This window comes from Myxococcus sp. SDU36, from assembly GCF_030168875.1.
Taxonomy (GTDB): Bacteria; Myxococcota; Myxococcia; order Myxococcales; family Myxococcaceae; genus Myxococcus; species Myxococcus vastator.
Genome location: NZ_CP077414.1, coordinates 1,051,383 through 1,071,248, shown reverse-complemented (window position 1 = coordinate 1,071,248; position 19,866 = coordinate 1,051,383). Strand labels below are relative to the sequence as shown.

20 protein-coding genes are annotated in these 19,866 nt (G+C 69.9%); 9 read left to right on the top strand and 11 right to left on the bottom strand.

Annotated elements, in window-relative coordinates:
- Positions 1 to 7: 7 nt before the first annotated feature.
- A complete protein-coding gene (gcvT, locus tag KGD87_RS04365; protein WP_284666284.1) occupies positions 8 to 1,090 on the bottom strand; it encodes a glycine cleavage system aminomethyltransferase GcvT in 1,083 nt (360 codons plus the stop codon).
- A 95-nt stretch (positions 1,091 to 1,185) separates the two neighbouring features.
- Here gcvT and metF point away from each other — a divergent pair, with 95 nt between their 5' ends.
- The 3 genes from metF to KGD87_RS04350 all read left to right on the top strand — a co-directional run bounded on the left by metF (position 1,186) and on the right by KGD87_RS04350 (position 3,348).
- The gene (gene metF / locus KGD87_RS04360; protein ID WP_284666283.1) at positions 1,186 to 2,058 is read left to right on the top strand and encodes a methylenetetrahydrofolate reductase [NAD(P)H]; all 873 of its coding nucleotides are present in this window, start codon (positions 1,186 to 1,188) and stop codon (positions 2,056 to 2,058) included.
- A complete protein-coding gene (locus KGD87_RS04355; RefSeq protein WP_163782103.1) occupies positions 2,055 to 2,477 on the top strand; it encodes a hypothetical protein in 423 nt (140 codons plus the stop codon). Before metF ends, KGD87_RS04355 begins: the two co-directional genes overlap by 4 nt.
- Before the next feature lie 259 nt (positions 2,478 to 2,736).
- Complete coding sequence (locus tag KGD87_RS04350) at positions 2,737 to 3,348, top strand: DUF2378 family protein (RefSeq protein ID WP_284666282.1); 612 nt, start codon at positions 2,737 to 2,739, stop codon at positions 3,346 to 3,348.
- Here KGD87_RS04350 and KGD87_RS04345 read toward each other — a convergent pair.
- The 6 genes from KGD87_RS04345 to KGD87_RS04320 all read right to left on the bottom strand — a co-directional run bounded on the left by KGD87_RS04345 (position 3,345) and on the right by KGD87_RS04320 (position 10,996).
- Complete coding sequence (locus tag KGD87_RS04345) at positions 3,345 to 4,868, bottom strand: sensor histidine kinase (RefSeq protein ID WP_350101439.1); 1,524 nt, start codon at positions 4,866 to 4,868, stop codon at positions 3,345 to 3,347. The genes KGD87_RS04350 and KGD87_RS04345 overlap by 4 nt on opposite strands.
- Before the next feature lie 217 nt (positions 4,869 to 5,085).
- On the bottom strand, positions 5,086 to 7,767 hold the full coding sequence (locus tag KGD87_RS04340; protein WP_284668580.1) for an MSCRAMM family protein: 2,682 nt from the start codon (positions 7,765 to 7,767) through the stop codon (positions 5,086 to 5,088).
- 91 nt (positions 7,768 to 7,858) lie between these two features.
- Entirely contained in the window at positions 7,859 to 8,098 is a 240-nt protein-coding gene (locus KGD87_RS04335; protein ID WP_284666280.1) for a hypothetical protein, read from the bottom strand.
- A gap of 89 nt (positions 8,099 to 8,187) precedes the next feature.
- The gene (locus KGD87_RS04330; RefSeq protein WP_284666279.1) at positions 8,188 to 9,213 is read right to left on the bottom strand and encodes an HTTM domain-containing protein; all 1,026 of its coding nucleotides are present in this window, start codon (positions 9,211 to 9,213) and stop codon (positions 8,188 to 8,190) included.
- An 8-nt stretch (positions 9,214 to 9,221) separates the two neighbouring features.
- Positions 9,222 to 9,860, bottom strand: coding sequence for a DUF5819 family protein (locus tag KGD87_RS04325; RefSeq protein WP_284666278.1), 639 nt, complete (start codon positions 9,858 to 9,860; stop codon positions 9,222 to 9,224).
- A gap of 185 nt (positions 9,861 to 10,045) precedes the next feature.
- On the bottom strand, positions 10,046 to 10,996 hold the full coding sequence (locus KGD87_RS04320; protein ID WP_284666277.1) for an ADP-ribosylglycohydrolase family protein: 951 nt from the start codon (positions 10,994 to 10,996) through the stop codon (positions 10,046 to 10,048).
- A gap of 115 nt (positions 10,997 to 11,111) precedes the next feature.
- Here KGD87_RS04320 and KGD87_RS04315 point away from each other — a divergent pair, with 115 nt between their 5' ends.
- Positions 11,112 to 11,921 (top strand): class I SAM-dependent methyltransferase, encoded by an 810-nt coding sequence (locus KGD87_RS04315; protein ID WP_284666276.1) that lies wholly within the window; start codon positions 11,112 to 11,114, stop codon positions 11,919 to 11,921.
- Here KGD87_RS04315 and folD read toward each other — a convergent pair.
- Positions 11,894 to 12,760: a bifunctional methylenetetrahydrofolate dehydrogenase/methenyltetrahydrofolate cyclohydrolase FolD gene (folD, locus tag KGD87_RS04310; RefSeq protein WP_284668579.1), complete on the bottom strand. Its 867-nt coding sequence runs from the start codon at positions 12,758 to 12,760 to the stop codon at positions 11,894 to 11,896. The two genes, KGD87_RS04315 and folD, sit on opposite strands and share 28 nt — an antisense overlap.
- 53 nt (positions 12,761 to 12,813) lie before the next feature.
- Here folD and KGD87_RS04305 point away from each other — a divergent pair, with 53 nt between their 5' ends.
- From KGD87_RS04305 to KGD87_RS04290, 4 genes are read left to right on the top strand one after another with little or no spacing between them, the layout of a single operon-like run.
- Entirely contained in the window at positions 12,814 to 13,635 is an 822-nt protein-coding gene (locus tag KGD87_RS04305) for a TerB family tellurite resistance protein (RefSeq protein ID WP_284666275.1), read from the top strand.
- 51 nt (positions 13,636 to 13,686) lie between these two features.
- On the top strand, positions 13,687 to 14,400 hold the full coding sequence (locus tag KGD87_RS04300) for a Smr/MutS family protein (protein ID WP_284666274.1): 714 nt from the start codon (positions 13,687 to 13,689) through the stop codon (positions 14,398 to 14,400).
- 37 nt (positions 14,401 to 14,437) lie between these two features.
- Complete coding sequence (locus tag KGD87_RS04295; RefSeq protein WP_284666273.1) at positions 14,438 to 15,433, top strand: amidohydrolase family protein; 996 nt, start codon at positions 14,438 to 14,440, stop codon at positions 15,431 to 15,433.
- A gap of 8 nt (positions 15,434 to 15,441) precedes the next feature.
- A complete protein-coding gene (locus KGD87_RS04290) occupies positions 15,442 to 16,533 on the top strand; it encodes a quinone-dependent dihydroorotate dehydrogenase (protein ID WP_284666272.1) in 1,092 nt (363 codons plus the stop codon).
- A gap of 100 nt (positions 16,534 to 16,633) precedes the next feature.
- On the opposite strand, the gene KGD87_RS04285 is transcribed toward KGD87_RS04290, so the two are convergent.
- A complete protein-coding gene (locus KGD87_RS04285; protein ID WP_284666271.1) occupies positions 16,634 to 17,032 on the bottom strand; it encodes a DUF4097 family beta strand repeat-containing protein in 399 nt (132 codons plus the stop codon).
- A gap of 81 nt (positions 17,033 to 17,113) precedes the next feature.
- Here KGD87_RS04285 and KGD87_RS04280 point away from each other — a divergent pair, with 81 nt between their 5' ends.
- Positions 17,114 to 17,344 (top strand): hypothetical protein, encoded by a 231-nt coding sequence (locus KGD87_RS04280; protein WP_284666270.1) that lies wholly within the window; start codon positions 17,114 to 17,116, stop codon positions 17,342 to 17,344.
- Positions 17,345 to 17,422: 78 nt separating this feature from the next.
- Here the strand turns inward: KGD87_RS04280 and exoK are convergent, their stop codons facing one another.
- On the bottom strand, positions 17,423 to 18,577 hold the full coding sequence (gene exoK / locus KGD87_RS04275; protein WP_284666269.1) for a spore coat polysaccharide biosynthesis glycosyltransferase ExoK: 1,155 nt from the start codon (positions 18,575 to 18,577) through the stop codon (positions 17,423 to 17,425).
- On the bottom strand, positions 18,567 to 19,847 hold the full coding sequence (gene exoJ, locus KGD87_RS04270) for a spore coat polysaccharide polymerase ExoJ (RefSeq protein ID WP_284666268.1): 1,281 nt from the start codon (positions 19,845 to 19,847) through the stop codon (positions 18,567 to 18,569). Before exoJ ends, exoK begins: the two co-directional genes overlap by 11 nt.
- Positions 19,848 to 19,866: the final 19 nt, after the last annotated feature.

The window sequence follows — 19,866 nt, the reverse complement described above, 5'->3', positions numbered from 1 at the left end:
GGATGCTTCAGGGCTTCTTGTGGAACGGAGTCTTCACCACCACGGCGGGCACCGCGCGGCCGCGGATGTCCACGTCGAAGGTGGAGCCCTCCGCGGACAGCGCGGTGGGCACGTAGCCGATGCCAATGGCCTTCTTCACGGTGGGGCCCAGGGTGCCGCTGGTCACCTCGCCCACCGGCGCGCCGTCCTTGAGGATGGCGTAGCCGTGGCGAGGGATGCCGCTGCCGGTCAGCTCGAAGCCCACCAGCTTGCGCTTCACGCCCGCGGCCTTCTGCGCCACCAGCGCCTCCTTGCCGATGAAGGCCGCCTTGTCCAGCTTGACGATCCACCCCAGCCCGGCCTCCAGCGCGGTGTGCTGATCGTCGATGTCGTTGCCGTAGAGCGCGTACTTCATCTCCGTGCGGAGGCTGTCACGGGCGCCCAGGCCGCACGGCTTCACGCCGTCTTGCTGGCCTTCAGTGAGCAGCGCGTCCCACAGCGCCACCGCGTCCCGCGCCGCGCTGTACAGCTCGAAGCCGTCCTCGCCGGTGTAGCCGGTGCGGGAGATGAGGCACTTCACGCCGGCGACCTCGCCCTCGGTGAAGCGGTAGGTGCCGAGCTTCGACAGGTCCGTCTTCGTCAGGCGCTGGACCAGTCCGGCGGCCTTGGGGCCCTGCACGGCGAGCTGCGCGTAGTCGTCGCTCCGGTCCACGGGCGCCACACCCTGGGCGTGCGTCTTCATCCACGCGAAGTCCTTCTCGCGGTTGCTGGAGTTGACGCAGATGAGGATGCGCTCGGGGCTGAAGCGGTAGGCGACGACGTCGTCCACGAAGGTGCCCCGCTCGTCGAGCAGGCCCGCGTACACCGCCTGCCCGTCCGCGATGCGGGCCAGGTCGTTGGAGATGAGCGCGTTGACCGTCTCCAGGGCGCCGGGGCCGGTGAACTCCACCTCGCCCATGTGGGAGACGTCGAACAGGCCAACGCCGGTGCGCACGGCTTCATGCTCGCCGATGACGGAGCTGTACTGGACGGGCATGTCCCAACCAGCGAAGTCGACCATCCGGGCCCCCAGCTTGCGGTGAGCCTCGTTGAGGGGCGTGTGCCGGGCCATCTTCTTCTCCTGGAGGGGTGTGGAAAACGGCGCGGACTATAGCCGCGAGACTTGCCCGATCAAGGACGACGCGGAGCGTCTACACTGGAAGCAACATGAAGATTCGTAATCGGTTGAATCCCTCCGACCCGTGCTTCTCCTTCGAGTTCTTCCCGCCCCGGACGGACGAAGGCGCGGCCAACCTGCTCAAGGCGCTGGAAGACCTGGCGACCCTGCAGCCGGGGTTCGTCTCCGTGACGGAGGGCGCGGGCGGCAGCACCCGGACCCAGACGGTGGACCTGGTGCTGCGCATCAAGCAGGAGACGGGCATCGAGGCGATGGCGCACCTGACGTGCGGGGGCCACTCCCCGGCGGAGCTGCGCACGGTGCTGGAGCGGCTGTCGGCCGCGAAGGTGGACAACATCCTGGTGCTGCGCGGAGACCCGCCCAGGGGCCAGACGCGCTTCGAGCCCGCGCCCGGGGGGTTCCGCTACGCGTCGGAGATGGTGCGATTCATCCGAGAAGAGGATTTCAACTTCTGCCTCGGGGGAGCGTGCTATCCGGAGGGCCACGTGGAAACGCCCTCCCGTGACGACGACCTGCGTCATCTCAAGGCCAAGGTGGATGCGGGCCTGGACTTCGTGGTGACGCAGCTCTTCTTCGACAACGCGTTCTACTTCGACTTCGTGGAGCGGGCGCGGCGCGCGGGCATCAACGTCCCCATCGTCCCCGGCATCATGCCCATCACCAACTACGAGCAGATCCAACGATTCACGCGCCTGTGCGGAGCCACCGTGCCCATGCGCTTGTCGTTGCAGCTCGAACGGGTGAAGGACAACCCGGAGGCCATGGCCCAGCTCGGCGTGGCGCATGCGACGGTGCAGTGCATGGAGCTGCTGTCGCGCGGCGTGCCTGGCATCCACTTCTACACGCTCAACAAGTCCCCGGCGACGCGGATGATCGTGAGCGCACTGCGAGCCCGTTCATGAGTGGTCCTGGAATCCACCTGCCCAAAGACGACCCGCGCCACAAGGTCCTCAACATCATCCGCCCGCCCGCCTTCTTCCTGCTGTGCGTGGGCGTGCTGAACGTCATCTACAACATCGCCGGGTTCGTGCTGGCGGCGCTGAAGGTGACCTCCCCCTTCGTCCCCGCGGGCGCGGAGGCGTCCACGCTGGAGCTGTCGCCCACGCTGGCGCTGATGCTGCTCGTGGGCATCCTCTGCGGGGTGCTGTCCGCCTGGGGCGCCATCTGCGCGCTCAACCTGAAGGGCTACGGCCTGGCCACGGTGGGCGGCATCACCGCGCTCTACATCCTGTCTCCCGGCTGCGTCATTGGCGTCCCCGTGGCCGTGTGGATGCTCTTCACCCTGCGCCGCGACGGAGTGCGCGAAGCCTTCCAGGCCTGAGCGTTCAAAACGCGGCGGTTGGAGCGTCGGCCCACCGCCGTGAATTGATGTTCAGGCCACACCGCCCGCGGCCACGCCGCCTGGCGGCTGGAGCCTGGCGCTCCCTCTGACGCGGCCCCTCCTCTGTTCACCCATGGCGCTCCCCCCTGCCCCGGGGTCGTAGCCGTGCGGGCTTTCACCCTTTCTCGATTTCCCTCACTTTCTGAGCCACACGAGGAGGGGCGCGCGCCGAGCGCCGTCTCCCAGCGCGGGGGTGGCCATGATTGCGTTCGGGGTCGAGCGGGGAACGCCTGAACCTTTGACGGAGCTGGCTCGGCGGCTGAGCCGCGCTGAGGAGAAGGACCGCGCCCGGGGAATGTTCTTCCTGGGGGCGTTGGACGTGGTCCGGAAGGAGGCGGGAGCGGCCGCCGCGGCGCGGTGCCTGGCGGCCTCGCGCGAGCGCGCCTTCGTGCCCTTCTTCCTGTACCCCATCACCAGCTTCCTGCGGCTGTCCTTCAGCGCCGCGGGGCTGCTGGCGCCGCGGCTGGGCGGCTTCGAGGCGGCCATGCGGACCATTGGCGCCCGGTCCGCCCAGGACTTCCTGAGCACCGTGGTGGGGCGCAGCTTCCTGGCGTTGTCCGGGGGCTGCCCACGCCGGCTCGTCAGCAACCTGCCGTCCGGCTACAGCACCGCCGTCAGCTACGGCGAGCGGGACGTGGAGTGGATGGGCGAGCGCCAGGGCCGCCTCGACATGTTCCGCGACTTCATGCCGCACAGCTACCACGAGGGCGTGCTGCGCGCGGCGCTGGCCGCCGTTGGCGCCCGCGACACGCACATCCTCGGGCGCGCCACGGGCCTGCTGGACGGCGAGTACGAGGTGTCCTGGAGCTAGAGGGCGACTTCGGCGGCCTGGCAACCCGCCGGGAGGCAGAGGGTGAAGACGCTGCCCTCCCCTTTCCGGCTCTCCACGCGCAGGGTGCCGCCGTGCTGCCGCACCGCGCTGGCCACCACCGACAGGCCCAGGCCCGTGCCCGCGGGCTTCGTCGTGAAGAGCGGCTCGAAGATGCGCTCCTGCATCGCCTCCGAAATGCCCATGCCGTTGTCGGACACGCGGATGAGGAAGGCGCTTCCATTGCCGCCCTCCGCGAGCACGTCCACCCGGCCCGGCCGGCCCTCGGGCAGGGCCTCCACCGCGTTCTGCACCAGGTTGATGAGCACCTTGCGCAGCAGCTCGCGGTCCACCCAGGGCGGCTCCAGCGAAGGGGGGACGCTGTTCTGGATGCGCACGCCTTCGCGGGCCGGCACCACGTCCAGCACCTCCTCCATCAACGCGTGCAGCGAGCAGGGCCGCAGCTCCAGCGGGCGCTCGCGAGCGAAGTCCAGCAGCTCGGAGGAGATGCGTGAGCACACCGCCAGCTCACGCTCGATGATTTCCAGGAAGCGCTGGAGCCGCTGGTCCGCCAGCGTCACGTCCAGCTTGCGCAGGTGACGGACGACCACGGCGTTGGCGGTGCGGGCCGCGGCCAGCGGGTTGCGCAGCTCGTGGCTCACCGTCGCCGTCATCCGCCCCACCGCCGCCAGCTTCTCCACCCGCGCGGCCTGCTCGCGGTAGGAGCTCAGCTCCCGGCGCACGCGCGCCAGCGCATGCTCATGGTCCACGCGCTCGTTCGCGTACGCGCCCTCCAGCAACACCTGCTGCACCGCCACGCGCCGCATCTCCCCCAGCGTCTCGCGGCACGCAATCACCAGCACCCCGTTGACGAACACCATCCAGAAGGCGTGCTCCAGGAAGCGCCACCACGCCGGATTCGACACGCCGAAGATGGACTCCGGCCACCAGATGCCGCGCAGGCAGTGCTCCAGCACCGCCGTGACGGTGGCGGTCGCCATCACCGCCGGGTCCCGGTAGAAGGCCAGGAAGGCCAGCGAGCCGAACACGTAGAAGTGCGTTTCGATGCGGCCACCCGTCAGGTGGATGAAGAGCGCGGCCCAGAGCATCTGCGCCACCGCCACCACGTGCCGCGTGGCGACATCCCCGGGCCGCAGCCGCGCCAGCACCAGCGGGAAGGCGGACAGCAGGCCGCCCAACACCCCCGCCACTTGCAGATGGGGATGCACCACCCGCGACGTCCCCTGCCAGGCAAAGGGCGACAGCACCGCCGCCACCGCGATGGCGACCAGCCACTGCCCCACCATCAGCACGGCGAAGCGCGAGTCCACCCGCCGTCGCACGGCCTCCAGGTGCTCGCCGAGCAGGGCCTCCACCCGCACCTCCAGCGCGTCAACCCCCCGTGCGAGCACCCTGCCGCCGGGAGCCTCCGTGCACACGGGACCCTCCGTTCGCACGTCCTCCCCGCGTGTATGGCCAAATCGCCCCCGAAGCACAGGTGCGCCCACATCCTGGTCAATCATTGCGTGACTCACCCCGGCCATACCGGCCCCCCCGGATGAGTCGCCATCCTAACCCCTGACACACCCCTGGCAATCCAAACCTGTCGGAATAATCAGACTGTTCCGACAGAAACATGCAACTTGCCCTCGGGGCTCGTTGATGACGGGGTGAAACACACCGTCACCCGCGCGGTCCATCCACAGGGATTGAACAAGCGTTGAACAGCCCAGGCCCGTGTCAGGGGGCGGGCATGGTGACCATCATCAGTTGCTCCGCGGGCGACAGCGACACGCGCACGGGCTGACACTGGGCGGGCGAGGGCGAGCCGGCGTCCGTTCCCTGTGTCCCCGAGACGGGCGCGGCGCTCACACAGACCTGGTAGCTGCCCGGCACGACGCTCGCGAAGCGCGCGGGCTCGCTCAGGGTCAACGTCTGCACTTGTGAGGGTGAGGCCTGCGTCCCGGGTTGTCCCTGGGCCAGGAGGATGGCGCGCGCCGCGTCGGCGCTCGGGCCTTGGGGCGCGGGCTGGGCGCGCACCAGGAGCGTCACTTCGCCACGCGGCAGCTCCAGGTCCACGCGCGCGCGCTCCGCGGGGCGGAGGGTGACGGTGGCGCGCTCCACCTGCTGGCCCGCGCCGGAGTCGACCACCGCCAGCACCGTGTACGTACCGGGGGTGAGGCTGTCGAACTGGAAGCCGCCGTCCGTGCCGGTGGCGCTGCTGGTGCCACCCGACGGCGCGCCCGGGCTGGTGACGACCACCAGGGCGCCGCTCACGGGCTCGGTGCCTCGCCGCACCGTCCCCTCGAGGTGTCCCACCGCGGAGAGCTTCACCTCCAGCGTCCGGTCCTGGACGCCCTCCTCCACCCGCACGAAGGCGGAGCGGCCCTCCACGGGGTGCTCCGCGCCGAGTTGCAGGATGGAGATGGGCAGGCCCTCCAGCACGAAGCGGCCCTCCGCGTCGCTGCGCGCCTGCTGCAGACCGTGCTCCAGCTCCGCCGCCGAGCCCACCACCACCGCGCTGCCGCGCAGTTGCTGCGACACGGTGACGGTGGCCCCCTGCACCGGCGCCCCCGCCGCGCTCACCACCCGGCCAGTGAGCCGGCGGCCGCGCGAGAGGACGACCGCGCCCAGGTTCGTGTCCTGGTCCTCCTCCACCTTCAGCGCGGGCAGCGACTTCGTGAGGAAGCCGGGGCCGGAGACGAACACGGTGTACTCGCCCGCGGGGATGCCGTTGACCTGGAAGCGGCCATCGCCGCCGCCAAACGACGTGCCGGCGCCACCTCGCAGCGTGACGGTGAAGGCTGCGGGCGCCGCGCCGTCCTCCAGGCGCACCTGGCCGGACAGGCTGCCGCCCCGGCGCATCCGCACGACCACTTCGGAGCCGCCCGTCTCCGCGCGGACCGGCGCTCCCATCCACGCCACCCGCTGGTGCGGCGGCGTGCCAGGCGCCGCGGCTCGCAGGTTGTACGTCCCGTGAACGAGGCCCCGGACTTCGAACCGTCCGCCCGGATCCGCGACGGCGACGTGCCTGCCGCGCAGCGTGCCCTCCACGCGGCCTCGCGCCAGCGCGCTGGCGGGCTCGGCCATGATGACGGCTTCGCCCACGGGTTCGCCGCTGGCGAACTCCACGCGCCCGCGCACCACGCCCGTTGCGTCCAGCACCAGCTCCACCGCCGAGCCCGCGCCGTCCTGAGCGAGGTCGACGTAGCGGGTGGAGGACGACGCGGCGTCATGGACGGCGGCCACCGCGACCCGCCGCCGGGGCAGGTCCTCCATCTGGAAGGCCCCGCGCGCGTCCACCGAGGCCTGCCGCGCCAGCGTGCGACCCAATCCCTCATCCAGGACGACCCGCACCACCGCACCGGGCATGGGGTCGCCATTGCCATCCACTACGGTGCCCGCGAGCCGAGCCGCGTCGCCCATGGCCACCACGACGCCGTCCACGGGCCGGGTGTCCTCCACGCGCACCGGAGCGGACGTCCCTGGAGCGTGCCGCGACCCCGACGCCGTGAAGCGATAGAGCCCGGGCTCCAGGCTGTCGACGCGCCACCGGCCCTCCGCGTCCGCCACCACCCCATCCCACCGCGCATCGGTCAGCGGCAGCAGCGAGCGGGCCTGCGGGGCCGGCGTGATGCGCGCGCCCGGCACCGGAGCACCGCGCGCGTCCACCACCGTGCCCGACACCGCGGCGCCTGCGCGCAGCTCCACGGTGAGCTGCTGCGGCACCGCCGACGCGGCGCCGACCTGCACCACCCGCCAGACGGGCGCGAAGCCTTCGGCCGTCACCCGCAGCGTGTGCCGGCCCGAAGGAAGCGCCTTCACGAGCGCGCGGCCGGAGGCATCCGTCTGCTCGATGCGCGGCTGGGGAACCCGGACCTCCACCTGCGCGCCCGGGAGCGGACGGCGGGCGCCCTGATCCACCACGTCCACCCTCAGGGACGCCGTGGGCAGCAGGTGCAGCACCAGGGGCTCGGTGCGCTCACGCAACCAGAAGGAGACGGGGCCGGCCATGGCCCCCTCGTGGAGGGCCTCAATCTGGAACGCCCTGGCGGGCAGGCCGGTGAAGAGGAAGGTGCCATCCTGTCCCGTCCGCACCGGGCTCACCGACGCCGAATCCAGCCGCACGAGCGCCCCCGGCACGGGCAGCTCCTGCGCGTCCAGCACCAGGCCCTGGAGCTGGAGCGTGCCCGGGTCGTCCGCGTCGGGAACGACGGGCAGCGAGGCCGCCTCTCCCGGGCCGCCGCCTCGGCCCCGCGGCCCCGCGGCACTGGACGTGTCGGTGCGCACCACGACCCGGTTGCCCGGGGGCGCGGCGGGCGGGGAGCCCTGGGTGGGCGGCGCCGCGGAGAAGCGCTGCCCCACGAGGAAACCCACGACGACGACCACCACACCAATGGCCCACATCAGGAATCGCTTCATCACGGCTCAGGGTCGGGCTGGAGGGACACGAAGCAACAAGCGCGCGACGTGCCGTGAAGCACGTCGCGCGCCTGTCAGGAACGGCGAACGACTAGTTGTCGAACGTGGCGTCGTTCAGCGCGGTGGCCGCCGCGTTGGCGACCGGGGCGAACTCGCCGTACTCGTAGATGAGGTAGATTTCGTTCTCGGTGATGATGATCTCGTACTCGTAGTAGCCCAGGTTCTGCTGCTGGGTGGCCTTGGGGGCGGCCGCCGCGGGCATCGAGTAGGACATGCCGGCGAGGCCCGCGAGCAGACCGAGCAGACCGAAACGAGCAAGCGTCTTCTTCATGTGACGTCTCCTGGTGGTGGGTTGCGTGGGTGGGCATGACGACAGACACCGGACACACGCCGGGCCTGCCTTCATGAGCCCCGTCCGGCTTACGCCAGCGGGGATTCCGAGGACTGTTCCTGTAAGGCCTGGGCCGCCGCCGGCATGCGCGGGCTCCCGCCCGGGAACCAGCGACGCCACAGCCGCGTGAGCCATTTCCCCAGGGCGCGGTACTCGTCGTCGTCGATGAGAGCCAGGTCCACGGACGCCATGAAGAGGGAGAAGGTGATGAGGCCGAGGAACAGCGCGATTCCGAGATGAAACGCGAGGCCCAGCGCCACCGCGACGCGGCGGGTGTGCCGGTTCAAGAAGAGCAGGAAGGGGAACGCCACCTGGAAGGCGACCGTCCCATGGGACAGCAGCGTCACCACCACGGCGTTCTGATAGAGCAGCTCGGAGAAGCCGGGCCAGACGAACTGGCCGCTCCGGAAGGCGTGGTAGAGGGCCGTGCCGTCCTGCCAGACGTCGCCCTGCACCTTGTAGAGGCCCGCCACGCCATACACGAGGCTGAGCTGCAGGGCGAAGGCGAGGATGGCCGTGTTGTGGAACATGCCCCCCAGCCGCGCGCCCAGCGAGCGCGGCTCGGCGGGCTTCGACGCCCGGCGCTTCGCGTCCAGGGAAAACCAGGCCCCGACGTCCGCGAACATCGCATACACGAGCACCAGGTGGATGAGGTTGTCACCTCCATCCCAGATGCCAGGGAAGCGCTGATGCAGGGACCAGAAGAAGACATACGTCAGGGGCGTGGTGAGGCGGGTGCGCCACCCCACCAGCCACAACAGGGACACCACCAGTCCCAGGTGGAAGCAGACCTCGAACCAGACGAGCGAACGGCTCCAGGCGTAGACAGAGAAGGTCGCCGAGCTCGCCATGCCCGAGGAGAACGTGTCCCACGGCCAGAGGCCCTCCGGGCCAAACAAGTATCGCCGCTGGGCATGATTCAGCAGGTACTGGATGACGATGGCGAGCCCCGCGCAGATGCGAAACAGGCTGGCCCCGACGAGGAAGCGAGGCTGACTGACGCGCGCGACAACCCCATCCCAGGCGCTGACGGGCGCCTGGTTTTCATTCGACATGGGCGGGCTCACAGTGTCTCCGTTGCCTCGTACGGCAGCCAGGGCAGGTCCGAGAACGTCGTCTCACCTGCGTCCTCCGGCTCCATGCGCCGCGAGAATGGCGGGGCCTTCAACGTCGCGACGCGAATCCCGACCTCAATGATTCTATCGTCGGGATGCAGGCTGCGACACGCCGCCGAGGCGACCCGTGCCAGCAGCCGCGTGCCGTGCGCACGCCGGACCTCGCGCTCCTGCTCCACCGCCGCGACGGCCTCGCGGTAGGCCGGCGTATCCTCGGGTTTCATGAGCAGACGGCGGGCCGCTTCGTCATCTTGCGCATGCAACATGGTCACCCCCGTGATTTGAGCCCGGTCCAGCCGGTCCGCGGGCGTCAGGCGATGACGGCGCTTGAGGTCCCGCAGGGGTTGGGTGATGTCGACGAAGGGGTGCTCGCGCCGCGTCTGGTGCGCATCCTCCGTCCGGCAGGCCACCAGCAACGCACGCGACTGCGCCACCACGTTCGGCGCGAACAGCGTCCAGCGCTGGGAGAAGAAGGGCTCCATGTAGCCCTTCACCGGCTGAAACACTCGCAGCTTCAGGGGGTTTATCGGCGTCAGGTAGGCCAGCGTGATGCCGAAGTGGAGCGCGATGAGCAACGCCAGCCCCACGGGAGCGACACGAATGAGCCACTCAAACAGAAGACGCCTGCGCTTGTCAGCCAATGCCGCACCTCCTGCAATGGGTTGCACGCAAATTGACGGCGAGGTGTCACTTGTACTGTCTTCATTAAACCGTCGTCAACCGCACCCATGAAAAATCAGACTTGGTGGCATTTTGCGGCGCCGGGTCAATCTCAACTCACGGCGCACCTGAGCAGCTTCTGTAACATGGGATGTAACAACTCCCCCCCGCGCAACGCCTCACGCCAGCGCGCGGGGATGCCCTCCACGCCGTGGATGAGCCCGGCGAGGCCTCCCGCCACCGCGGCGGTGGTGTCGGTGTCCCGGCCCAGGCGGACGGCGGCCTTCACCACCTGCTCGTAGGTGTCGTGCTCGGCCACACACTGGCGCGCGGAGCGGAGGCAATCCACCACGTAGCCCGTGCCTGTGCCGCGGATGGACTCCCAGCCCGGAGGCAGGACGTGCGTGTCCAGCTCCGTGCGGGCTTCGAAGCCTTCGGGATACAGCTCACGGAACGTCTCCACCGCGGCCGTCCAGGCGTCCGAGGCACCCGCGCCCCGCAGGATGCGACGGGCCCACAGGCAATACAGCGCGCAGCACACCTGGGAGCGCATGTGCCCATGCGTGACGCGCGACTGGGTCATCGCGTCCGAGGCCAGCTTCGCGTCACTGCCCGAATGCCAGAGCGCCAATGGCAGCACGCGCATCAACGCGCCATTGCCGTTGTCCTGTTCTCCCTTGGGCCCGGCCATCAGCGCGGGCGTCCCGGCGTGGACCGAGGCCAGGGCCGTGCGCGTCTGGATGCCCACGTCGAACACCTGGCCGTCCACCGCGAGGTAGCCCCACTCCAGCCAGTTCACCAGGCGGCGGCCCAGGTCCTCCGGGTCCAGCTGTCCACGGAAGAGCAACGAGTCCAGCAGGCACAGTGCATGAGCGCCATCGTCGGACCAGGTGCCCGGCGGAACCCCGTCATGCGCGCGTTGGAAGCCCTTGGGCGGCTGGAAGTCGATGTCCTCGGGCGGTGGAATCCGCGCGGGCGCGTGGAACTCATAGGGCACGCCCAGCGCATCCCCTACCAACAGCCCGTAGATTCCCCCGGCAAGCTGCTCCTCACGACTCGGCATGGTGTTGCCTCCCCAACGGTGCCGTGGCTGTCGCAACAAAATTGCGCCTCCAGGCCTCGCCATGCAGGCTGCCACGCGAACCGGGCCATGCCGAGCCCCACGTCCAGGAGCCTCGATGTCCGCCGTATCGCCCCTTGCCCAACCCGAGGCCTGGAACCTGGTGGCGCCCGAGTACGTGCGCGAGCTGATGCCCGCCTTCGAGACGTTCTCCCGGGATGCCCTGCTCCGGGCCGGCGTGGCGAGAGGGACACGGGTCGTGGACGTCGCCACGGGGCCGGGCACGCTCGCGCTGCTCGCCGCGCGCGACGGCGCCCACGTCACGGCGGTGGACTTCTCCCCGGAGATGATTTCCGCCCTGCGCGCCCGGGCCGCGGAGGCGAAGCTCGGCATCGACATCCTGGAGGGTGACGGCATGGCGCTGCCGTTCGAGGCGAACGCGTTCGACGCCGCCTTCTCCATGTTCGGCCTGATGTTCTTCCCGGACCGGGCGCGCGGCTTCCAGGAGCTTCACCGGGTGCTGAAGCCGGGCGGCCGGGCCGTCGTGTCCAGTTGGACGCCCTTTGAGCGCTCGAAGGAGCTGCGCGCCGTGTACACCCGCCTCTGGGAGCAGTCGGGCGCGAAGCCGTCACAGCCGGGCGCCATCCCCCTGTCCGACCCCGACACCTGTCAGCGGGAGATGTCCAGCGCGGGCTTCACCCACGTCACGGTGCACGAAGTGGAAGGCCACATCGACTACCCGTCCACGGCCGCCATGGTGGACGCCACCACCCGCTCCAGCGCGCCCGTCGTGCTGGCGCGCAGGGCGCTGGGCGCGCAGTGGGACGCGCTGCTCTGGTCCATGCACGAGCACGCGCAGGCGGAGCTGGGACCCGGCCCCCAGCGCGTCACCCTCACGGCCTACGTGACGACAGGCGCCCGGCCGTAGCGCACGGCCGCGTCGAGCGTGTTGCGCATCAGCATGGCGATGGTCATGGGCCCCACGCCGCCGGGCACGGGGGTGATGAACGACGCGCGCTCGGCGGCGGCCGCGAACTCCACGTCGCCCACCAGCTTGCCGTCTGGCGTGCGGTTCATCCCGACGTCAATGACCACCGCGCCGGGCTTGAGCCAGGCGCCCTTGACTAGCTCGGCCACGCCCACCGCCACCACCAGGATGTCCGCGCCATCCACTTCACGGCGCAGGTCACTCTTGCTGTGGCAGAGGGTCACCGTGGCGTTCTTCTGGAGCAGCATCAGCGCCATGGGCTTGCCCACGATGTTGCTGCGCCCCACCACCACGGCCCGCTTGCCCGCGGGCTCGCAGCCAATCTCCTCCAGCAGCCGCATCACCCCATGGGGCGTGCAGGCCCGGGTGGTGGGCCGGCCCAGGAGCAGGTTGCCGGCGTTGAGCGGGTGGAAGCCGTCCACGTCCTTCTCCGGCTTCACGGCGGAGATGATGACGTCCGGGTCGAGGTGCCTGGGCAGCGGCAGCTGCACCAGGATGCCATGCACCGCCGCGTCTTCGTTGAGCTGCTGGACCAGGGCCAGGAGCGCGTCCTGGGTGATGTCCTCGTCCGGGTGGTGCTCCCAGGACTGGATGCCCACCTCCCCGGCGACCTGCTTCTTCCGGCTGACATACACCTTGGAGGCGGGGTCCTCCCCCACGCGCACCACGGCCAGCCCCGGCGTCAGGCCGTGCTCGTGCTTGAGCCGGTCGACCTCCGCCTTGACCTCGGCTCGCACGCGCGCCGCGACCGCATTGCCATCAATCAACTGGGCGTTCACGCGCGCCACTCTATGCGAAACTCCCCCGCCAGAAAGGGAGCGGAACTTCGGCCATGGGCGCAGGAACAGTGCTGGGAGCAATGCTGGGGTTGATGGCGGGCCTGCTCGTGGGCAGCCCCTGGGCCATTGTCCTGCTGCTCATCGCGGGCGGCTTCGCGGGGCGCTACTACGACGCCCAACATGCCCTGCCGCCCGAGGACCCGGAGGCCCTGGCCGACTTCTCCCACGTCCCCTACGCCCTCACCCATGACGCCACGTCGGAGGCGGCGCTCGCGCCTCGCGAGGAGGAGCCCTACGAGCAGCTCGCCAGTGACTTGTGCGCCGTGTTCGTCGAGGTGGCCCACGCGGATGGCGAGGTCCGCCGCGACGAGGTGCGCGTGGTGCGGCGCTACTTCCAGACGACGCTGGGCTACGGCCCCGAGGCCCTGGAGCTGGTCCGGCGCCACCTCAAGGCCTTCCTGTCCCACCCGCCCGACCTGGACGCGGCCGTCAGCGCCTGCCATGCCCAGCTCCCCTCGGCCGAGCGGCACCGGCTGCTGGACACGCTCTATGAGCTGGCGCTGGCTGACGGCGGCATGCAGCGCTCCGAACGGGAGGTCCTCCGCCGCGTCGCCGAGGGCCTGGACATCTCCGAGGCGGACGAGCAGGCCATCATCGCCCTGCACCTGGGCGCCGGGGATGAACATTACACCGCGCTGGGCCTGACGCCGGACGCCACGGATATCGAGGTGAAGCGCGCCTTCCGGCAGCTCGCCGCAGAGTACCACCCCGACAAGTCCGCCCACCTCGGCCGTCAGGCCGCCGAGCAGGCCGCCCGTCGCTTCCAGCACGTCCGCGACGCCTATGAAGAGATTCGACGCCTGCGCGGGCTGTAGCGCCGGATTACATCCCCCCCAGTCGCCCACGACGAGGACGCACCTCCCGCCATGAGTCAGCAGCGCAACGGCCCCAAGAAGAAGGAAGCGGCTTTCAGCAACAACCCCTTCAAGTCCGCCATCCAGGTGATGAAGGACCAGGAGAAGAAGGAGGCGCAGGAGAAGGCCGCGGCGGAGGTCTCGAAGCGCAAGGCCGCGGCGCCCCCGCCCCGGATTACGAAGTCCTCCAAGGTCCGCGAGGAGGACGACGCCTCCCTCTTCTACTCCGCCATGGACGGAGTGCAGCAGCTCTCCAACCGGGGCGAAGCGCCCGCGCCCAACCCGCGCCTGCCGGAAATCATCGACGAGAACGCGGAGGCGCTCGCGCAGCTCTCCGAGCTGGTCGCCGGCCAGGGCGACTTCGACTTCACCGGCACGGACGAGTTCATCGAAGGCGCGGGCCCCGGCATCGACCGGAACCTGCTGCGCGCGCTGCGCCGGGGCGACTTCGCCATCCAGGGACAGCTGGACCTGCACGGGAAGACACAGGCCGAGGCGCGCGACGCGCTGGAGCGTTTCCTGGGTGACAGCCGCCGCGCGAAGAGGCGCTGCGTGCTCGTGGTGCACGGGCGCGGTTTGAACTCCAAGGACCAGCTTCCCGTGCTGAAGGAGCGACTCAAGGGGTGGCTGTCGGAGAAGCGGATTGGCCGGATGGTGCTGGCGTTCGCCACCGCACGTCCTCAGGACGGAGGCACCGGCGCGGTGTACGTGCTGCTCCGGCGGTAGTCTTTACGCGCGCCCGGCACTGTGCATACATGCCGTCATGGCACGCGATCTGATCGACCTGCATATCCACGTGGGTGGCGCTGTGGCGCCCCACATCCTCTGGTCCATCGCCCACCAGCAGGGCTTCAAGCTCCCGGTGAAGAACTACTTCGACTTCGTGGAGCTCATCACCTCCCGTCCGGGCAAGGTGGGGAGCCTGGACGACTACCTGAAGATCCTCCACACCTGGACGGAGAAGATCCAGTCGTCCCCCAGCGCGATTGAGCGCTCCGTCTACGAGGTCATCGGCAAGGAGTACCGCGGCAGCCGCGTGACGCAGATGGAGCTGCGCTTCAACCCGATGAAGCGCAACCTGAACTCCGAGCTGGACCTGGACCACATCATCCACGCCGCGCTGCGCGGCATGGACCGCGCGGTGCTGGAGTACGGCGTGAAGATGGGGCTCATCTTCTGCCTGGCCCGTGAGTTCGACCACCGGCTCAACAGCATCATCGTGGACAAGGCCATCAAGTACCGCACGCGCGGCGTGTGCGGCATCGACCTGGCCGGCACGGAGACGAACGCCATGGAGCTGAGGCCGGAGGTCGTCACCCAGTATGAGGAGCTCTTCTCGCGCGCCCGCCGCGCCGGGCTCAAGTGCACGGTGCACACGGGTGAGACGCGCGGCACCGGCGCCGAGGGCGTCATGGCCGTGGTGGAGAAGCTCCAGCCGCACCGCATCGGCCACGGCATCCGCGCCGCCTACGACGAGCACGCGATGAAGGTGCTGCGCGAGCGCGACATCGTCCTGGAGCTGTGCCCCACGTCCAACCTGCACACCAAGGCCGTGGAGGGCGTGGAGGAGCTGCGCCACATCGTCCGCACCTTCTGGGACCGCAAGGTGAAGTTCACCATCAACACCGACGGCCCCTACCTGCTGGAGACGGACATGCGGCGGGAGATCGACATCATCGAACAGAACGGCATCCTCACGCCCGACCAGGTGGATCAGACGCTCGCCTGGGCCCGTGAGGCCTCGTTCATCCCCGCTTGAGCCACGCCATGTACGGACTCTCCCGCTCGCTCCTCTTCCAGCTCTCCGCGGAGCGCGCGCACCGGCTCGGCATGGCGGGGCTCCACTTCCTGGGCCGCTCACGGGACTTGTGTGAGTCCCTGCGCGAGAAGGCCCTGGAGGGCGCCCCGCCCGGCCTGGCCGTCGAGGTGGCCGGCCTGCGCTTCGCCCACCCCGTGGCGCTGGCCGCCGGCCTGGACAAGGACGCGGAGGCGGTGGACGGCCTCTTCGCCTGCGGCTTCTCCGCGGTGGAGATTGGCACCCTCACGCCCCGGCCCCAGCCCGGCAACCCCAGCCCCCGCCTGTTCCGCCTGCCGGAGCACCGCGCGGTCATCAACCGCATGGGCTTCAACAACCACGGCGCCGACCGGGCCGCCGCGCGCCTGCGGATGCAGACGTGGCGCCCGGGCCCGCTGGGGGTGAACATCGGCAAGAACAAGGACACGCCGCTGAAGCGGGCGGTGGATGACTACGTGGCCTGCGTGGACGCGCTGGCGCCCCTGGGTGACTACGTGGTGGTCAACGCCTCGTCCCCCAACACGCCGGGCCTACGCAAGCTCCAGGAGCCCGAACAGCTTGGACAGCTCCTGGGCGCCGTACAGGAGCGCCTGGCCACCGTGGCGCCGGGCAAGCCGCTGTTCCTCAAGATTGCCCCGGACCTGTCCCCCGAGGCCGTGGACGAGGTGGTGGATGTCGCGCGGGCCCAGAAGCTCGCCGGCCTCATCGCCACCAACACCACCGTGGCCCGGCCCTTCGAGCATCCCCTGGCGAAGGAAGCGGGCGGCCTGTCCGGCGCACCTGTCCGCGAGCCCGCCAACGCCGTCATCCGCCGCGCCTGGCTGCGAGGTGGAGGCGAGCTGCCCATCATCGGCGTGGGCGGCGTCTTCACCGCGCAGGACGTCTACGAAAAGCTGCGCGCGGGCGCGTCGGTGGTGCAGGTGTACACGGGCTTCATCTACGAGGGCCCAGGCATGGTGGGCCACATCCTCCCCGCCCTGGCCACCCTGCTCGCCCGCGACGGCTACAAGCAGGTCCGCGACGTCATCGGCGCCGAGCACCGGAAGCCCGGCACGGCCAACTGACGCATCGCATCAATTCGCTGACAAAAAAATGAGCGCTCGCCGGCGCCTTGGAGTTTCACCGGCGAGCGCCCCGGGCCCAGTGCTTGACGGGCCTCGAAAGCTATGGCTGCACGGTGAGCGAGCCGCCAACCGTGTTGACCTCCACCGCATGGGCTCCCGAGCCATACGTCTGCTCGCGACTGCCCAACCGCGCGGGACTGTCGTTGAAACGTCCACCGACAGTATTGAATTCCAATCTCACATCCGCCTGGGCCGGCAGCTTCAGCCGGACATCCCCGCCCACCGTGGACACAGAAGTAGTCACGACCTTCCGCGGTGCCAATGCCACGGTGCCGTTCACCGTGCTGACGTCCAACCGCTCCTCCGAACCGTCCACTTCCACACGGCCGTTGACTGTCGCCAGCGACTGCCGCCCCGCCACGCCCGCCACCGTCACCGGACCGCCCACCGTCGCCACGTCCAGACGCGCCCGCCGCGGCACCTTCGCCGTGAACCTCACCGCGGGCCCGCTCCGACGGCAGGACCGCGTCTCTTGTTCGCACGGACCGCAACAAACCCGCGCCCGGATGACGCCCTCTTCTTGGACGACTTCCACGTCCACTTCGTTCCGGGAATTATTCGAGCCTTCCCGAACAACCGTGATTACCACGTCATTCCCGTCTACCGCATCTACGCGCACCGCGCCATCAACATTGCCGATCTGAACTTCAGGCGTGCCGTCCGTGTTGAAAGTCCACGTCTGGGTGGACGGCGCGGCGGCGAGGATGAGCAGCAAGGGCAGGACCATGTGCGGGCTCCGAGAGAGGTGTGATGCCCCCCTCCCTACGCCCCGGCCCCGCCCTCATTGCGCCCGGTGGAGACGCAGTATCCACACCGCTCTGACATGCCCTCAGGCGTCTGCGCCCCGGGCAATCCGCTGGTACAGCGCGTCATGGCGCCGGACCATCGTCTCCAGGGAGAGTTCGCGCGCCACGAAGTCCCGCGCCGCCTGCCCCATGCTTCTCGCCTTCTCGGGATTCGCGAGAAGCTGACGGAACGCCTGGGCGAGCTGGGCGGGGCGCTCGGGGTCCACCACGAGGCCGCGTTCGCCGTCCAGGACGAGGTCGGTGTTGCCACCCACGCGCGTCACCACCATGGGGAGCCCCGCGGCCATGCCCTCCATCACCGCGTTGGACATGCCCTCCGCGGTGGAGCAGAGGACGCCGAAGGTCGCCCGGGCGTAGATGGCGGGCACGTCCGTGCGGTGCCGCAGGAAGTGCACGGAATCGGACACGCCCAGCTCACCGGCCAGCTTCTCCAGGCCGGGCCGGCGCGGACCATCTCCCACCAGGAAGGCGTGCAGGGTGATGCCGGCGTGGCGCAGCTGCGCCAGCGCGAGCAGCAGGTCCTCCTGCCGCTTCACCGGGTGATTCATGTTGGCCACGTGGACCACCACCGGCGCGTCCCCGGTGTCGGGGAGCGGGCCGCGCAGCCCTTCGCGCCTGCGGGACTCGAAGCGCGGCAAATCCAGGCCGTTGTGGATGACGGACACGCGCGAGGCCGGCAGCCCCTCCTCGGTGATGAGCTGGTGGCGGATGGCCTCCGCGTTGCCAATCACATGGTCCGCCATGCGGCACAGCTGTGACTGCACCGCGCGCCGCGCCCGCCCCTGCCAGTGCGCCAGGTCCAGCCGGCCCACGATGACCTTCGTGCCCGCGAGCTTCGCCGCCGGCACGGCCACCATCGTGGAGTAGAAGTCATGCACGTGCACCAGCTCCACGCGGTTCGCCTTGAGCCAGCGCGCCATGCGGTACACCTGATACGCCGTGTTCGGCTGCACCACGGAGCCCTTGAGCGGGAAGGCCGCCGGCGCGTGGCCCAGCTTCCACACCGCGCCAATCAGCGGCCCCGAATCATCCAACACGGACACCTGCAGCCGGTAGCTGGCCGGCAGCCCCCGCAGCAACTCCAGCACCTGCACCTCGGTCCCCCCAATGTGGAAAGACCGGGTGAACTGAACCAGGCGGAGGGGCTCCTGCCCCATCCGCGCCTCCTCACGCCGCATGTCCGGACCCCTCCCACGTCGCCACCACCGGCCCCTGCGAAGCCGGAACCCGTTGCATGTCCGCCACCTCGGACGCGCGCGCCACCCGGTGCGCCGCCGCCGCCAATCCGAAGAGCACGTAGCAGTGCGCGGACAGGATGTAGCCGGAGAACAAGTCACACACGAGGTAGCCCACCACCGACGCGGACAAGGCCCGCGCCTGCCACCCCACTTCCTTGTCCCGCGACGCCGCGAAGGCGCCGCCCGCGGCGCCGCCCGCGAACACCATGAAGAACAGCAAGCCCACCCAGCCCAGCTCGCCGATGACGTCCAGGAAGATGTTGTGGGCCACGTAGGCCCGGCGCGCCTCGGGGGGCGCGTACATGGGCCACGCGTAGCGGAAGCCGCCCGCGCCCACGCCCAGCAGCGGCTTGTCCAGGCTGATGCGGCTGGCCACCTGCCACGCGTAGACGCGGCCCATGGCGGACGCGTCCTCGTGGAACTCGGCCACCGTCTCGTTGCGCTGCCAGAAGCTCTGCGGCGCGAAGACGAGCAGCCCCACCACGAAGAGCGAGCCCACGACAATGGCCTGGATGCGGCGCTTCTCTCGGATGGCCCACAGCGCCATGGCCACGGAGAGGCCGATGAAGCCACCGCGCGAGTGCGAGACGACGATGGCCGCCACCGCGAGGATCGCCGCCGTCAGACACGCCAGACGCCACAGCCAGCCGCTGCCCTTGCGCGCCACGAAGGCCACCGCCAGCGGCACCACCAGCGCCAGGTTCATGGCCATGTGGTTCGGGTCCGCGTAGACGCCCACCCAGCGCGCGCGGAAACCCTCCACCAGGTCCTCGCCCACCAGGTACCAGTTGATGGCGCCCACGGACGTCACCACTGACGCCAGCACCAGGGCCCCGCACACCACCGCCAGCCGGCGGCCCGTGGTGATGACGTTGACGAAGGTGATGTAGATGGCCGTCAGCTTCAACAGCTCGATGCCCGTGGTGGTCGTCACCTCCGGATTCACGGACCAGCCAACGGACGCCACCGCCAGCGTGGAGAAGGCGATCAGCGACAGCCCGCGCGAGCCGTCCACGTACAGTGGCTCCGCCCGCCCCAGCCGGCGCATCACCATGAGTCCCGCCGCCACCCCCGACGTCACCAACGCGAGGCGCAGCGGCGCGAGCGCGGGAATCCACTCACCCGGCGCCGCGTACATGACCGCCGCGAAAGCGGTCAGCGCATAGAAGGCCCACACGTCACGGCGCTGCCCCTGCTCTCCCAGCACCATTCACTCCACCTCCAGGCAG

Coding starts and splice junctions, on each gene's coding strand:
- gcvT (WP_284666284.1), bottom strand. CDS start 1,090: ATGGCCCGGCACACGCCCCTCAACGAGGCTCACCGCAAGCTGGGGGCC.
- metF (WP_284666283.1), top strand. CDS start 1,186: ATGAAGATTCGTAATCGGTTGAATCCCTCCGACCCGTGCTTCTCCTTC.
- KGD87_RS04355 (WP_163782103.1), top strand. CDS start 2,055: ATGAGTGGTCCTGGAATCCACCTGCCCAAAGACGACCCGCGCCACAAG.
- KGD87_RS04350 (WP_284666282.1), top strand. CDS start 2,737: ATGATTGCGTTCGGGGTCGAGCGGGGAACGCCTGAACCTTTGACGGAG.
- KGD87_RS04345 (WP_350101439.1), bottom strand. CDS start 4,868: ATGATTGACCAGGATGTGGGCGCACCTGTGCTTCGGGGGCGATTTGGC.
- KGD87_RS04340 (WP_284668580.1), bottom strand. CDS start 7,767: ATGAAGCGATTCCTGATGTGGGCCATTGGTGTGGTGGTCGTCGTCGTG.
- KGD87_RS04335 (WP_284666280.1), bottom strand. CDS start 8,098: ATGAAGAAGACGCTTGCTCGTTTCGGTCTGCTCGGTCTGCTCGCGGGC.
- KGD87_RS04330 (WP_284666279.1), bottom strand. CDS start 9,213: ATGTCGAATGAAAACCAGGCGCCCGTCAGCGCCTGGGATGGGGTTGTC.
- KGD87_RS04320 (WP_284666277.1), bottom strand. CDS start 10,996: ATGCCGAGTCGTGAGGAGCAGCTTGCCGGGGGAATCTACGGGCTGTTG.
- KGD87_RS04315 (WP_284666276.1), top strand. CDS start 11,112: ATGTCCGCCGTATCGCCCCTTGCCCAACCCGAGGCCTGGAACCTGGTG.
- KGD87_RS04305 (WP_284666275.1), top strand. CDS start 12,814: ATGGGCGCAGGAACAGTGCTGGGAGCAATGCTGGGGTTGATGGCGGGC.
- KGD87_RS04300 (WP_284666274.1), top strand. CDS start 13,687: ATGAGTCAGCAGCGCAACGGCCCCAAGAAGAAGGAAGCGGCTTTCAGC.
- KGD87_RS04295 (WP_284666273.1), top strand. CDS start 14,438: ATGGCACGCGATCTGATCGACCTGCATATCCACGTGGGTGGCGCTGTG.
- KGD87_RS04290 (WP_284666272.1), top strand. CDS start 15,442: ATGTACGGACTCTCCCGCTCGCTCCTCTTCCAGCTCTCCGCGGAGCGC.
- exoK (WP_284666269.1), bottom strand. CDS start 18,577: ATGCGGCGTGAGGAGGCGCGGATGGGGCAGGAGCCCCTCCGCCTGGTT.
- exoJ (WP_284666268.1), bottom strand. CDS start 19,847: ATGGTGCTGGGAGAGCAGGGGCAGCGCCGTGACGTGTGGGCCTTCTAT.